The 13,813-nt window shown below is 71.1% G+C and carries 13 protein-coding genes; 7 read left to right on the top strand and 6 right to left on the bottom strand.

The annotated features are described in order from the left end of the window. The first annotated feature begins 1 nt into the window (after nucleotide 1). Genes ACQPZ4_RS34340 through ACQPZ4_RS34320 form a run of 5 tightly spaced genes read left to right on the top strand, consistent with a single transcriptional unit; the run spans nucleotide 2 to nucleotide 6,520 of the window. On the top strand, nucleotides 2-1,285 hold the full coding sequence (locus tag ACQPZ4_RS34340; RefSeq protein ID WP_433045025.1) for an ABC transporter substrate-binding protein: 1,284 nt from the start codon (nucleotides 2-4) through the stop codon (nucleotides 1,283-1,285). Then, nucleotides 1,282-2,142 (top strand): carbohydrate ABC transporter permease, encoded by an 861-nt coding sequence (locus ACQPZ4_RS34335; RefSeq protein ID WP_433045022.1) that lies wholly within the window; start codon nucleotides 1,282-1,284, stop codon nucleotides 2,140-2,142. The genes ACQPZ4_RS34340 and ACQPZ4_RS34335 overlap by 4 nt, the downstream gene beginning before the upstream one ends. Continuing rightward, nucleotides 2,139-2,948 carry a carbohydrate ABC transporter permease gene (locus ACQPZ4_RS34330; RefSeq protein WP_433045019.1) on the top strand — a complete coding sequence of 270 codons (810 nt, stop codon included), beginning with the start codon at nucleotides 2,139-2,141 and terminating at the stop codon, nucleotides 2,946-2,948. The genes ACQPZ4_RS34335 and ACQPZ4_RS34330 overlap by 4 nt, the downstream gene beginning before the upstream one ends. Before the next feature lie 20 nt (nucleotides 2,949-2,968). Further along, on the top strand, nucleotides 2,969-4,027 hold the full coding sequence (locus tag ACQPZ4_RS34325; protein WP_433045016.1) for a LacI family DNA-binding transcriptional regulator: 1,059 nt from the start codon (nucleotides 2,969-2,971) through the stop codon (nucleotides 4,025-4,027). Nucleotides 4,028-4,084: 57 nt separating this feature from the next. Further along, nucleotides 4,085-6,520: a glycoside hydrolase family 2 protein gene (locus ACQPZ4_RS34320; RefSeq protein ID WP_433045013.1), complete on the top strand. Its 2,436-nt coding sequence runs from the start codon at nucleotides 4,085-4,087 to the stop codon at nucleotides 6,518-6,520. An 11-nt stretch (nucleotides 6,521-6,531) separates the two neighbouring features. On the opposite strand, the gene ACQPZ4_RS34315 is transcribed toward ACQPZ4_RS34320, so the two are convergent. The 3 genes from ACQPZ4_RS34315 to ACQPZ4_RS34305 all read right to left on the bottom strand — a co-directional run bounded on the left by ACQPZ4_RS34315 (nucleotide 6,532) and on the right by ACQPZ4_RS34305 (nucleotide 8,573). Beyond that, entirely contained in the window at nucleotides 6,532-7,344 is an 813-nt protein-coding gene (locus ACQPZ4_RS34315) for a heavy metal-binding domain-containing protein (RefSeq protein WP_433045010.1), read from the bottom strand. Continuing rightward, a complete protein-coding gene (locus ACQPZ4_RS34310; RefSeq protein WP_433045007.1) occupies nucleotides 7,341-8,201 on the bottom strand; it encodes a heavy metal-binding domain-containing protein in 861 nt (286 codons plus the stop codon). The genes ACQPZ4_RS34315 and ACQPZ4_RS34310 overlap by 4 nt, the downstream gene beginning before the upstream one ends. 72 nt (nucleotides 8,202-8,273) lie before the next feature. Then, nucleotides 8,274-8,573 carry a DUF2695 domain-containing protein gene (locus ACQPZ4_RS34305; protein WP_433045004.1) on the bottom strand — a complete coding sequence of 100 codons (300 nt, stop codon included), beginning with the start codon at nucleotides 8,571-8,573 and terminating at the stop codon, nucleotides 8,274-8,276. Nucleotides 8,574-8,645: 72 nt separating this feature from the next. Here ACQPZ4_RS34305 and ACQPZ4_RS34300 point away from each other — a divergent pair, with 72 nt between their 5' ends. Further along, the gene (locus ACQPZ4_RS34300) at nucleotides 8,646-9,668 is read left to right on the top strand and encodes a hypothetical protein (protein WP_433045001.1); all 1,023 of its coding nucleotides are present in this window, start codon (nucleotides 8,646-8,648) and stop codon (nucleotides 9,666-9,668) included. Here ACQPZ4_RS34300 and ACQPZ4_RS34295 read toward each other — a convergent pair. Beyond that, nucleotides 9,665-10,204, bottom strand: a complete 540-nt coding sequence (locus ACQPZ4_RS34295) for a phosphoribosyltransferase family protein (protein ID WP_433044998.1) — start codon at nucleotides 10,202-10,204, stop codon at nucleotides 9,665-9,667. The two genes, ACQPZ4_RS34300 and ACQPZ4_RS34295, sit on opposite strands and share 4 nt — an antisense overlap. After that, entirely contained in the window at nucleotides 10,197-11,024 is an 828-nt protein-coding gene (locus ACQPZ4_RS34290) for an ATP-grasp domain-containing protein (RefSeq protein WP_433044995.1), read from the bottom strand. The genes ACQPZ4_RS34295 and ACQPZ4_RS34290 overlap by 8 nt, the downstream gene beginning before the upstream one ends. 161 nt (nucleotides 11,025-11,185) lie before the next feature. Here ACQPZ4_RS34290 and ACQPZ4_RS34285 point away from each other — a divergent pair, with 161 nt between their 5' ends. Then, the gene (locus tag ACQPZ4_RS34285; protein ID WP_433044992.1) at nucleotides 11,186-12,883 is read left to right on the top strand and encodes a VanW family protein; all 1,698 of its coding nucleotides are present in this window, start codon (nucleotides 11,186-11,188) and stop codon (nucleotides 12,881-12,883) included. Nucleotides 12,884-12,910: 27 nt separating this feature from the next. Here ACQPZ4_RS34285 and ACQPZ4_RS34280 read toward each other — a convergent pair whose 3' ends face one another. Then, nucleotides 12,911-13,762: an FG-GAP repeat domain-containing protein gene (locus ACQPZ4_RS34280; RefSeq protein WP_433044990.1), complete on the bottom strand. Its 852-nt coding sequence runs from the start codon at nucleotides 13,760-13,762 to the stop codon at nucleotides 12,911-12,913. Nucleotides 13,763-13,813: the final 51 nt, after the last annotated feature.

Here is a 13,813-nt window from a genome sequence, read left to right as displayed (position 1 = left end):
CATGAGGAAGGCAATCGGCCTGCTCGTGCTGGGCCTCGCGCTGACCGGCCTGACCGCCTGCGGCGGCAGCGACAAGGGGTCCGGCGACGGCAAGATCGGCGGCGAGATCACCGTGCTGACCCAGCGCACCGACATCGTCAACACCGTGTTCCAGGACTACAAGAAGAAGTTCGAGGCCAAGTACCCCGGCACGACCGTCAAGTTCGAGGCGATCACGGACTACGAGGGCGAGGTCCGGGTCCGCATGAACACCAAGAACTACGGCGACGTGCTGCTCATCCCGAACTCCGTCAACGCCGACCAGCTCAAGTCGTTCTTCGAGCCCCTGGGTACCGTCGACGAGCTGCAGGACAAGTACCGCTTCGTGCGCACCGAGCAGACGTTCGACGGCAAGGTCTACGGGCTGTCGATCACCGGCAACGCGCAGGGGTACGTGCTCAACAAGAAGGTGTGGGCGCAGGCCGGGATCACCGAGCCGCCCAAGACGCCCGAGGAGTTCCTGGCCGCGCTCAAGGCGATCAAGGACAAGACCGGCGCGATCCCCCTGTACACCAACTACAAGGACGGCTGGCCGCTCGGGCAGTGGGAGGGCGCCCGCGGCGCGATCAGCGGCGACCCGGACGCGGCCACGAAGCTCGCCGACGACGACGCGCCGTGGGCGGCCGGCAAGGAGCACTGCATCCTCGACTCGCTGCTCTACGACGCGGTCAAGGGCGGGCTCACCGAGCCGGACCCGGCCACCACGAACTGGGAGCAGTCCAAGGGGCTGCTCGGCACCGGCAAGATCGCCACGATGGTGCTCGGGTCGTGGTCGATCGTGCAGATGCAGCAGGCGGCGACGAGCAAGGACGACATCGGGTACTGGCCGTTCCCGCACCAGACGAACGGCAAGTTCTACTCGGTGATCGGCGGCGACTACAAGAACGCCATCAACATCAACTCGAAGAACAAGGCGACGGCGCGGGCCTGGATCGACTGGTTCACCGACGAGTCGAACTACGCCACGGACCAGGGCGGCGTCTCGACGCTCAAGAGCGCGGCGATGCCGTCGACCCTGGCCGACCTGACCGCGGCCAAGACCGAGCTGCTGGAGCTGAACCCGGCGCCGAAGGGCAAGGAGGGCCGGGCCGACAAGATCGGCAACGCGGCCGAGATCGCGCTCTACGACGGCAAGTACCGCCAGGGCATCGTCGACGCCGCCCGCGGGGCCAAGAACCAGACCAAGGACCAGATCTTCGCCGACCTCAACAAGAAGTGGTCGGCGGCCCGGGCCAAGCTCGGATGAGGAGGCTCACCCCGTACGCGTTCCTGTCGGTGCCGCTGCTCTTCCTGATCGTGTTCACCTACATCCCGGTGGCGAACATGTTCTGGTACAGCGTCACCGACTGGGACGGCCTCAGCCCCACGAAGGAGTTCGTGGGGCCGGCCAACTACGTGGAGATCTTCACCCGCCCGGAGCTGTTCGGGGTGCTGAAGGTGAGCCTGTACTACGTCGCCGGGTCCGTCGTGCAGATCCTGCTCGCGCTGTACTTCGCGGCCGTGCTCAGCTTCAGCACCTGGTTCCGCAACGTGTACAAGGGCTTCATCTTCTTCCCGTACCTCATCAACGGCGTCGCCATCGGCATGATCTTCCTGTTCTTCTTCCAGCCCGGCGGCACCCTCGACTCGGCGCTGGGCGCGGTCGGGCTCGGCGGCGCGTCACAGCAGTGGCTCGGCGACCCGGCGGTGGTGAACTACTCGCTCGCCGGCACCTCGGTCTGGCGCTATCTCGGGCTGAACTTCGTGCTGTTCCTGGGCGCGATCCAGTCGATACCGCCGCACTTGTACGAAGCGGCCGAGCTGGACGGCGCCGGCCGGTGGGCCCAGTTCCGCTGGATCATCCTGCCGGGTATCCGCCCCGTCGTCGGGCTCTCGTTCATCCTGGCCGTCTCGGGCTCGCTGTCGGTGTTCGAGATTCCGTTCATCATGACCGGCGGCGCCAACGAGAGCGAGACGTTCGTCATTCAGACCGTGAACATGGCGTTCAAGTACTACAAGTTCGGGCTCGCCTCCGCGATGGCCGTCGTGCTGCTCGTCATCATCCTGATCGTGACCTGGCTGCAGCGCCGGATCGCGCCGGACGAGAAGGTGACGCTGTCGTGAGAGCGCTCAAGCACCTCTCGCTGATCGGGGCGGCACTGGTGGTACTGCTGCCGCCTCTGGTTCTGGTCTTTGCCTCGCTGAAGACGCATCAGGAGTTCGCCACGTCAGGCCCGTTCGACCCGCCGCACGACTGGTTCAACCTGCACAACTATGCGGTCGCGTTCAACGACGGCCACATGCTGCGCGGGTTCGTGAACACCGCGATCATCCTGGTCGTGTCGCTGGCCGGCACGGTGCTGATCGGGTCGATGGCCGCCTATGCGATCGACCGGTTCCGGTTCCGCCTGCGCACGCTCGTCATCGCGCTGTTCATGCTCGCCACACTGGTGCCGGGCGTGACGACGCAGGTGGCGACGTTCAAGGTGGTCGACACGCTGCAGCTGTACGACACGCGCTGGTCGGCGATCGCGCTGTTCCTGGGCACCGACATCATCTCGATCTACATCTTCCGGCAGTTCCTGCGCTCCATTCCGACCGAACTCGACGAGGCGGCGGCGCTGGAGGGCGCGGGCGCGTTCACCATCTACCGGCGGATCATCCTGCCGCTGCTCAAACCGGCGATCGCCACCGTCGTCATCATCAAGGGCATCGCCATCTACAACGAGTTCTACATTCCGTTCCTGTACATGCCGTCGCAGGACCTGGGCGTCATCTCCACGTCGCTGTTCCGGTTCAAGGGGCCGTTCGGCGCGCAGTGGGAGGTCATCTCGGCCGGCGTCATCCTCGTCATCATCCCGACCCTCGTCGTGTTCCTGGCGCTGCAGCGGTTCATCTACAACGGCTTCACCGCCGGGGCGACGAAGTAATTGTTGTAGGGTGCCGATCAATGACAGCTTCGGGTGAGCAGCAGGGCGGGCGGGTGACGATCCGGCAGGTCGCCGTGCACGCCGGCGTGTCCGAGGCCGCCGTGTCCTACGCCCTCAACGGCCGCCCCGGCGTCTCCGAGCAGACCCGGGCCCGGGTGCTCGCGGCCGCGCACGAGCTGGGCTGGGCGCCGAACATCGCCGCCCGCTCGCTCGGCACGGCCCGGGCCAACGCGGTCGGCCTGGTGCTCGTCCGCCCGCCGCGGGTGATGGTCGTCGACTCCTTCTTCACCCAGATGCTCAGCGGCGTCGAGGCCGAGCTCAACCGCAACGACGTGGCCCTCGTGCTGCACCTGGTCGACGATTTCGCCGATACGCTCGACGTGTACCGCCGGTGGTACCGCGGCCGGCACGTCGACGGCGTGATCCTGACCGACCTGCGGCACGGGGACCCGCGCCCGGCCGCCCTGCGCGAGATCGGGCTTCCGGCCGCGGTGATCGGCGGCGGCGACTCCGGGCTCGACGGCTTCGACCTGGCCGGGCTCAGCTCGGTCGACGCCGACACGGCCGGGACCGCGCACGCGATCGTGAGCTACCTGCGGGCGCTGCGGCACCGCACGGTCTTCCGCGTCGCGGGCCCGGCCGAACTGCTGCACACGGTCCAGCGCGACGCGGCCTACACCTCAGCGGCCGCGGCGGTCGGCGGCGTCGACTACCGCGCGGTGTACACGAACTACGGCGCCGCCGACGGCATGCGCGCCACCCGCGAGCTGCTGAGCCTGGCCGAGCCGCCGACCGCGCTGGTCTTCGACAACGACGTCATGGCCGCCGCCTCGCTCAAGGTCGCGCACGAGATGGGACTTTCGGTCCCGGACGACTTCTCGGTCGTCGCCTGGGACGACTCCGACCTGTGCCAGATCACGGTGCCGGAGATCACGGCGGTCGTGCAGGTGCCCGCGCTGCAGGCCGAGCTGACCGCGCGCGCCCTGCTCACGGCCATCGGCGGGGGCGGCGAGACGCGGCTCGTGCTGCCGCCCGGGACGCTGACCACCCGGCAGTCCACCCGCCCGCCCAAGCGATGAGCTAGGGTGCAGTCGCAGGAACTTATCCGGTTCAGTAGCCTGTCGGGGAGCACCACGATGTCCGAACTGCGTCCGCTCCACTCGGGCTGGACCGTCCGCTCGTTGGCAATGGGCCCGTTCCCCGCCGAGGTGCCGGGGTGCGTGCACACCGACCTCCTCGCCGCCGGCGCGATTCCCGACCCGTTCCTGGACGCGAACGAGGAGGAGCTGCACTGGATCGGGAAGACCCCCTGGGTGTACTCCACGACCTTCGATGCGGTTGCCGGTCAGCGCGTGGACCTCGTCGCCGACGGGCTGGACACGGTCGCGACGGTGACGCTGAACGGGGTCGAGGTCGGGCGGACGGCGAACCAGCACCGCGGGTACCGGTGGGACGTCTCCTCGCTCCTGCGACCGGCCGGCAACGAGCTGACGGTGCGGTTCGACTCCGCCTACGACTACGCGGAGCGGGTGCGCGACGCGCTCGGGGTGCGGCCGAACGCCTATCCTGAACCGTTTCAGTACATCCGGAAGATGGCGTGCAACTTCGGCTGGGACTGGGGCCCGACCGTGGTGACGGCGGGGATCTGGCAGCCGATCGGTCTGCACTCCTGGTCGGTGGCCCGGCTTGCCTCGGTGCGGCCGATCGTCTCCCTCGACGGCACCACCGGCCGGGTCGAGGTGCTGGTGTCGCTGGAGCGCGCCGCCCAGGATGCTGTGGCCCTGGGCGTCTCGGTGGGCGGTGTCGCCGCTGAAGTCGAGGTGCCGGCCGGTGAGGTCTCGGCGTCGGTCGTCGTCGAGGTGCCGGACGCCGAGCTGTGGTGGCCGCGCGGGTACGGCGCCGCCCGGCTCTACGACCTGCGCGTCTCCGTCGCCGGCGACGTGTGGGAGCGGCGGATCGGGTTCCGCACCGTCGAGCTCGACACGGCCGCCGACGCCGACGGGTCGCGGTTCGTGCTGCGCGTCAACGGGGAGCCGGTGTTCGTGCGCGGCGTGAACTGGATCCCGGACGACGCGTTCGTGACGCGCGTGGACCGGGCGCGCTACCGGGAGCGGATCACCCAGGGCGTCGAGGCCGGCGTGAACTACCTGCGGGTGTGGGGCGGCGGGCGGTACGAGAGCGACGACTTCTACGAGATCGCCGACGAGCTCGGCGTGCTCGTCGGGCAGGACTTCCCCTTCGCGTGCGCGGCCTACCCGGAGGAGGACCCGATCGGCGCCGAGGTGGCGGCCGAGGCGCGCGAGCAGGTGGTGCGCCTGATGCCGCACCCGAGCCTGGTCATGTGGGTCGGGAACAACGAGAACATCTGGGGGTACCACGACTGGGGCTGGCCCGCCGAGCTCGAGGGCCGGACCTGGGGCGAGGGCTTCTACCTGCGGGTGCTGCCGTCGATCGTGCACGAGCTGGACCCGACCCGGCCGTACTGGCCGGGCAGCCCGTACTCCGGCGACCCCGCGCTGCACCCGAACGACCCGGCGCACGGCACGATGCACATCTGGGACGTGTGGAACACGCACGACTACCGGCACTACGCGACGTACCGGCCCAGGTTCGTGGCCGAGTTCGGGTTCCAGGCCCCGCCCGCCTTCGCGACGCTGCGCCGTTCGGTCTCGGACGACCCGCTGACCCCGCAGTCCCCGGGCGTGGCCCACCACCAGAAGGCGCTGGGCGGCAACGACAAGCTGGCCCGCGGGCTGGAGGGGCACTTCCCGGCGCCGACCGGCTTCGACGACTGGCTCTGGGCCACGCAGCTCAACCAGTCCCGCGCGATCGCGTTCGGCATCGAGCACTTCCGGTCGCTCAAGCCCCTGTGCATGGGCACCATCGTCTGGCAGCTCAACGACAACTGGCCCGTGACGTCGTGGTCGGCGATCGACGGCGACGGCCGGCGCAAGCCCTTGTGGTTCGCCCTTCGCCGGGTGTACGCCGAGCGCCTCCTCACCTTCCAGCCGCGCGACGGTGGCCTGGCTCTGGTCGCGGTGAACGACACGCCGTCGCCCTGGAGCACCACGGTTGCCGTGCGTCGCGTCACCTTCGACGGCGCTGTGGTGGCGGACGTGACGCTCACGCTGGACGTCCCGGCGGGCGGCGCTTCGACGATCGCGCTGCCGGCTTCTTTGGCTGCGTCGGCGTCTTCCTCGTCCTCTTCCTCCTCCCCCTCCTCTTCCTCCACTTCGCAGCTGTTGGTCGCGGACGGCGACGGCGGTGATCGGGCGTTCTGGTTCTCCGGCGAGGACGCGGAATTGTCGTACCCCGCCGCTAAGGTTTCGGTGAGGACGACGGCGGTGCCCGGCGGCGTCGACCTTCACCTGACGGCGGAGACGCTGGTCCGGGATCTGGCGCTGTTCCCGGACCGGGTGGACCCGGCGGCCACGGTCGACCGCCAGCTGGTGACCCTGCTCCCGGGCGAGTCGGTGACGCTGCACGTCCTCGGCACGACCAACACCGACGCGGCGGTGTGGTCCTCTGCTCCGGTGCTGCGCAGCGCCAACGACCTCGTCGTTTTCGCTTAGCCCGCGCGGGCTCAGTCCAGGGGTAGCACCAGCTGGGGCGTCGGGATCGTGTGGTCGGCGCGCAGTGGGCGTACTGCCGTGCCGATGGCGAAGAACTCGGTGGTGTGCGAGCCCCACGAGTGGTTGCGCTGCGTCAGGTCGACGCCGACGATGCCCTCGGCGCCGAGCTGCTCGGCCTCGTGCTGCATGCGGGCCATCGCGAGCTCGCGGGCCTCGTAGAGCGCCTGCGTGAACTGCGGCAGCTCGACGTTGCGGCCCATGCTGGCCAGCACGTTGCCGAACGTGCGGTGCGCCACGTGGTACACGCACACGCCCATGACCATGCCGAGCGGGGCGTAGCCGGCCTGGAGCAGCGTCCAGAAGTCCTGCCCGGACAGGTCGGACGTGAAGGGGCGCTTCGTCTTGGGCTTCCAGTGCGTGTCCGGGTCGGCCTTGACGGCGGTACCGACGGCCAGGAACTCCGCGGTGTCGTTGCCCCACTCCTTGAAGTCGACCTCGAGGCGGACCGCGACGATCCCGTCCGCGCCGAGCAGCGCCGCCTCCGCCTGCATGCGGGCCATGGCCAGCTCGCGGGCGTGGTACATGGCCTGGGAGAGCACGTCGAGCTCCGCGTTGCGGGACCAGCCGCGAAACTGGAAGCCGCAGTGGTACACGGACGTGCCGAGCACCAGTCCGAGCGGCGTGAACCCGGCCTGCTTCACGAGCAGGAACTCGTTCACGGTCAGGTCCGACGTGAAGATCTTCCCGGCCCGGTCGGGCTTCAGCTCGGCAAGCCGATCGATCGCGTCCTGCGGCACCCCGAGTTCAGCCGGGTCGAGCGTCATGGCGCCTGCCTCCAGTTCACAGCGGTCCGACGATCCCGATCCAGCCGCATCATCGACAGCGGCCGCGCGCCGACGGCCCCGATCGGCCTGCGCAACCGCACGAGCGCGGTCCCGGTCATGGTCGCCACGGCGATCCGGTCCACCGGCTCGATCTCGACCCCGCGGGCGGTCGCGACGAAGCTGTCCTGCCGGCGGGGGACTTCGCAGGCTTCCTCGTACACCTTGAGGCTCGCCGCGTGCTCGATCACCGTGTGCGCCCCGGCCAGCCCCGCGTCCCGCCCGAGCGCATCCCGCGCCGCGGCCCGGGTCGCGCGCACCAGCTTGGTGGCCGTGCTGAGCTCCACGTTGTCGACGGAGGACTGTTCGAGCTCGGTGGCCCGGTCGTGCACCACCTTGACGCCGACGCCGAGCACCACGGCCACGGGCATCCACGCGGCCTGGAGCAGCTTGGCGAGCTCGGCCGCACTGACCCCGGCCGTGAACGGCTTCTCCTTCAGCCGCCGCCGCGCCACCCCGGCCAGGCGCACCGCGGTCCCGGTGGCCACGAACTCGAGGGTCTCGTCGCCGTCCGCCCCGGCCCCGTCGAGAAACGGCCGGACCGCGAGCTCGACGCCGATGACCCCGTCCCCGCCGGCCTCGACGCACTGCCGCCGCATCCGGTCCAGCGCAACCCGGCGAATGTGCCGCTCGAACTGCACGGAGATGTCATCGGTCTCGGGAACCTTCAGCGTCCGGTTCCGGCAGGTGGCGAACCCGGGGCCGACGAGGAACACGGCCGTGCCGCTCACCGGCCGGACGGGCTCGAACCCGACGGCACGCAGCGCGGCGAACCCGCCCACGTCCCGACTCCCGGTCACGGGATCTATTGGACTCGATCACGCCCGAGTCGGGCAACCGTCCATCGCCACGTGCCGCCTGGCCGGGCGCCGCTACCCGAAGACCTCCTCCGGGCCGCAGTTCAGGACGACCTCGCAGTCGCAGTACCCGCCGAACTCCGCAAGCCCGCCCCGCAACGCGTCCCACTCGACCCCGTGGTCGCGAGCCCACCGCTCGGCGTGCCGGGTGCTGTGGTCACAGCCCTCCGCCGCGAGTCGCCCGTCCACGAACTCGACGAGGCTCTGCAGTTGCGCCGCGTCCAGCGGCATGAGCGCCGCACCGGCCGCGCGGTCCGCGTTCTTGTACGCGTCGCGGAGCTGCCTGCGCCGCGCCTTCTCCGGCGAGTTGCCCACCACCCGATGGTCCCACCACATCGCCGGCGCCCACATGGGATCTCGTGGTGGGGGAGGACTATTCTCCGCGCCATGATCACGGAGGATGTCGACGAGGAATTGCGGCGGCTGGCCAAGGATCGGAAGTTTCCGCATCGGGAGGCGGCTCGGCGCGGGCTGCGGTTCCGCAGCAGCGGGGATGTGGCCGATCTCGTGGCCATCGTCGACGATCCGCATCCGTGTGGGATGACCGAAGTGGTGTTCGCGATGGCCGGGTCGACGAAGCCGTGGCTCAACTGGGTGCCCATGCCCGGCGAGTCGATCTGCCTCGCGGCCAACCAGATCGCCGCTCAGCGCGCGCAGGGGGAGACCGTCGACGTGCGGCGGATCGTGCAGTCCGCCGCCGAGCCGCCGTCCGCCCTCGTCGCGGCCCGCAAGGTCGTCGGCGACGTCGAGGTGGAGACCCGGGCGTTTCCCGAGCCCGACATCCGCGTCCCGGTGCGGCGGCCCGGGAAGTACGCGATCTGGCGGTACGACGGCGTCAGACCCGTCCCGGCTGTGGGCGAGCCGTCCGCCGAAGCGGTCGCCGCGCTGCACGCCGTCGGGGAGGAGACGTGGCCGTCGCTGCTGTCCGGGTACCTGCAGGCGGCGCCGCTCGGGGAGCTCGCGCTCGACGAGCTGCTCGGGCTGCTCGCGCATCTGCCCGGCCCGCCCGATACGCAGCGGTGGAAGAACCTGGCGCGGTCGACGCCGACGTACTGGTACCGGCTGCTGGGGCCCTGGGTCTGTCTCGGGATGCTCCATCATGCCGCACGCCGTCAGGTGCTGCTCGATCTCGCGTTCGGGGTCGAGGACTGGGTCTGCGACGCGGCGTTGTTCGCGCTGGTGACGCTGGCCTATCGGGAGCCGCAGCATCGGCGTGAGGTGCGGGATCTGGTGCGGGCGCGGCTCGATGCCGCCGTCTCCGCCGGGCGCGTGGTCACCATCGAGGAGTCGCTCGCGCACCTGATGCTGATCACGCCCGGGTGTACCGCCTCCGATCACGCCAAGGCGCGTGGAGTGCTTGCGCGGCACGGGATTCGGGCGCCTCGGCGGCGGCGGTGGATGATCGTCTAGTACAGGTCGGTGGCCGTCATCAGCGCGCGCAGGCCCAACAGCGAGCGGACGTCCGCGCGGTCCCCCAGGTCGTCGACCACGCACGCCAGGCCCAGCCAGGTGGCGCCGATCTCCGTGACCATGTCGTGGATGGCCAGGGCCTGGGCGCCGCTCTCGATCCAGTCGTCGACGCACAGCACGCGATCGGCGGGGCGGACCAGGGCGCGGCGGAAGGACAGGACCGCGCCGCCCTCGTGGTACACCTCGGGCAGGGTCCGGTGCGCGTAGAAGCTCGAGTGCAGGGCCACCCGGTCGTTCTTGCGGACCTCGACCAGCCCCACGCCCAGGTGCGCCGCGACCAGTGCGCCGAGCAGCGTCCCGCGGGACGCCGGGCCCAGGACCACCGTGGGCTCCCCGGGGACGAGGGCGGCCACGGCCGGTGGGAGCTCCCGCAGTACCGCCGGATCGCGCCACCACTCCGTGATGTCCGCGAACGCCACGTCTGGGCCGCCGCGCCAGTGGAAGCCGACGCGCAGGCGGGCGCGGAGGTCAGGCACCGAGGGCCGGGGCCGGCTGCCAGCGCCAGCGGGGGTCGCAGTCGGGGTCGTTCGCGGCCAGGACGGCGCGCAGGACGCCGTCGGGGTCGCAGCTGTACAGGCCGGAGCTCCACACGTTGTTGACCTCGAGGACGGCGAACTCGCCGGTCTCCGTGCGGCCCACGTCGATGACCGCGGTCGGCGGGACGTCCTGCTCGGGGAGGTCGGCCAGCATGAGCGCGACGAACGCGGCGGCCTCGTCGTGCCAGGAGGCGCGGTGCATGCGCAGGGACGGGCTCCACTCCTCGCCCTCGACGAGGTACGGGGACCAGGCGACGGGCTGGCGGCCGATGGTGAAGACGCGGTACTCCGAGGCCAGGTCCAGCCAGTGGTCCATGATGATGAGCGTCGAGTCGGCCGGGAGGCGGGCGGTGCGCAGGCGGTTGCGCAGGTCGTCGGCGTTGCGGACCCAGGCCGCGGAGAACGCGGGGTGCTTCTCGTCGGCGAGCTTGGCCACGGCCGGGCGGGGGCCGACGAAGTCCGGCGCCTCGCCGACGCTCACGAGCCGGATGTCACGGCCCGTCACGTCCTTGGGCAGCGCGGCGAACCAGGTCGGGGACGCGCCCGACAGGCACACGTCGGCGCCGCCGGCGATCAGGGTGGTGAGGTAGCCGCCGGCCGCGCGCCAGGCGACCCCGTCGGCGGAGTGCAGGCCGTCGACCTCGGCCGGGTCGCCCGGGAGCTGCGCCACCGGCAGGCCCATGCGCTCGGCGGCATGCGTCAGCGCCGCGCTCGCCTCGGGCGAGCGCACCCGCATTGCCAGGGTCCGGAACTGACGCACCCATACATCCTGCCAGCGAGCGTCGTCAGTGTCGTTGCCGGAGCCCGGAGACGGCACAACGCCCTCCGGCGGGATCACGGACGGGCACAGACGGTGACACTTTCGGGGACATCAAGGCCGACCTTTGGCAGCTTAGGGTACAAATCGGGCACGGTATCACCATGGCTACCGAGCTCCGGGCGCGGCCCGTGGTCCCGCCGCTGGTGCGCCGCCGCCGTGCCGTCCGCCGGCGGCGGCTGGTGATCGCCGTCACGCTGCTCGTCGTGCTGCCGGGGTTCGCGGCGCTGCGGGCGTACGCGCACGCCGTCAACCGCGGCGTGCACGTGCTCGGCGTCGACATCGGCGGGCGGTCCCGCGAGGACGCCGCGGCGGCGCTCCAGGCGGCGGTCGCGGGCCGGCTGCACCAGCCGGTCGCGGTCAAGGTCGGCACCGAGGCGGCCGTGCTGGACCCGGCGGCCGTGGGGCTGACCCTCGACGTGGCGGCGACCGTCGAGCGGGCGGGCGCGGCCAGGCCGATCCCGTTCGGCCACGCCGACGTCGAGCCGGTCGTGCGCGTCGACGCGGACCGCCTCTTCGCCGCGCTCATGGACCACCTCGGCGCGCAGGGCGATGCCCCGGTGCTGCCGGCCGTGCGGTTCGACGGGTTGCGCCCGCTTCCGGTGTACCCCGAGCAGGGCCGCGGTCTCGATCGCGCCCAGGCCGCGCGGCTGACCGAGGCGGGCTGGCTGCGCCGCCAGGTGCTCGAGTTCCCGGTGGTGGACCTGGTGCCGCACGACACGAAGGCGGACGTGGACCGGCTCGTCGCCGGGCTCGCGACGCCCGCGGTGGCCGCGCCGCTCGTGCTGGCCACGCCCAGAGGCGACGTCACGGTACCGACGACCGGCATCGCGGCCGCGCTGCACCTGGAGTCCGGCCCGGACGGGCGGATCGTGCCCGCGCTCGACGCCGCTGCCCTGCGCAAGTCCGCCGCGGCCGCCTTCGCCCGCGTCGAGATCCCGGCGGCCGACGCCCGCTTCGAGATCGTCGACGGCCGCCCGGTGGTGCGCGCCGAGGCCGAGGGCAGCCAGGTCGACCTGGCCGCGCCGCGCCTGCTCGACGCGTTGCGCTCGACGGCGACCCCGCGCCGGGTGCAGGTGCCGATGGTGCCGGCTGCCGCCGGTACCACCGCTGCTGCTTTGGCAAACATGGGCGTGAGCACGCCGATCGGCACGTTCACCACGCATTTCGAGCCGGGGCAGCCGCGGGTGGTGAACATCCGCACGATGGCCGAGGCGCTGCGGGGCATGCTGATCAAGCCGGGGGAGACGTTCTCGCTCAACGGGCGGGTGGGGGCGCGCACGCACGCGAAGGGCTACGTCGACGCCCCGGGCATCGAGGACGGGAAGATCAAGAACAGCTCCGGCGGCGGGGTGTCGCAGGTCGCGACGACGCTGTTCAACGCCGCCTACCTGGCCGGGCTGGAGGACGTCGAGCACCACCCGCACAGCTACTACTTCGACCGCTACCCGGCCGTGATCGAGGCGACGGTCGTGTTCCCCTCGCTGGACCTGCGGGTGCGCAACGACGGGCCGAGCGGCATCCTGATCGACACCGCGACCGGGGACGATTCGATCACGGTCACGCTCTACGGGACCAAACGCTTCGACATCAGTACCGTCTATGCCCCGAAGACCAAGCTCGTGCAGCCGAAGACGGAGTACCTGCAGGAGTCCGACTGCAACCCGACGTCCGGCGCGGAGGGGTTCACGCAGGAGGCGTACCGGGTGTTCAGCCGGGACGGGCAGGAGGTGCGGCGCGAGCGCTTCACCTGGCGCTACGACGCCGAGCCGCGCTTCGTGTGCGGCCCGGCGCCGGCCTGACTCCTGTTCGCCGGAGTCCGGGATGCGCTACCAGCCGCTGCCGATCTGCACCGGGTCCTGGCCGCTCACCCCGCGGGTCGCGTCGCCCGGGAACACCCACAGGTCGTTGTTCGTCTTGCGGGCCACGAGGTCGGCGTTGCCGTCCTTGTCCCAGTCGGTCGCGCCGGCGAAGTCGTAGCCGTTCCAGCCGGTGCCGATGAGCGCCGGCGTCTCGGTGGAGACCCCGCGGGTCGACTGGCCCGGGAACAGGCTCAGGTCACCGGTCGTGCCGCGCACGATGATGTCCTGGTTGCCGTCGTTGTCCCAGTCGGCGATGCCGGCGAAGTCGTAGCCGAACCAGCCGGTGCCGATCTTCACCGGGGTGGCGGTGCTGTAGGTCCGCTTGGACTCGCCCGGGAACAGCCACATGTCGCCGTTGAGGGCGCGGGCGAGGATGTCGGCGTTGCCGTCCTTGTCCCAGTCGGCGATGCCCGCGAAGGTGTACCCGTTCCAGCCGAGCCCGATCTGCGCCGGTGCCTGCGTCGACACGCCGCGCTTGGCCTCGCCCGGGAACAGCAGCAGGTCGCCGGCGACGTTGCGCGCGATCAGGTCCTGGTTGCCGTCCTTGTCCCAGTCGGCGATCCCGGTGAACGTGTAGCCGTTCCAGCCGCTGCCGATCTGCACCGGCGCCACGTCGGCGACGGCGCGCACCGACTGGCCCGGGAAGAGCCAGAGGTCGCCTGAGGGGTCGCGGGCCACGATGTCCTGGTTGCCGTCGTTGTCCCAGTCCGCGGCGCCCGCGAACGAGTACGTGCCCGACGCCGACGCAGGTGCGCCGCCGGCCGTCGCGGCCGCCAGCCCCAGTGCGACCGCCGCCAGGCCGAGTCTGCTGATCCGCATGTCTTTGCTGCTCCCCCGTGAGACGCGGGCGCCGGTTGCGTCCGCGTGAGG

It is taken from the genome of Dactylosporangium sp. CS-033363, from assembly GCF_050942475.1.
GTDB lineage: Bacteria > Actinomycetota > Actinomycetes > Mycobacteriales > Micromonosporaceae > Dactylosporangium.
Note: the sequence above shows the minus strand (reverse complement) of the source record. Positions and strands in the feature narration are given on the sequence as shown.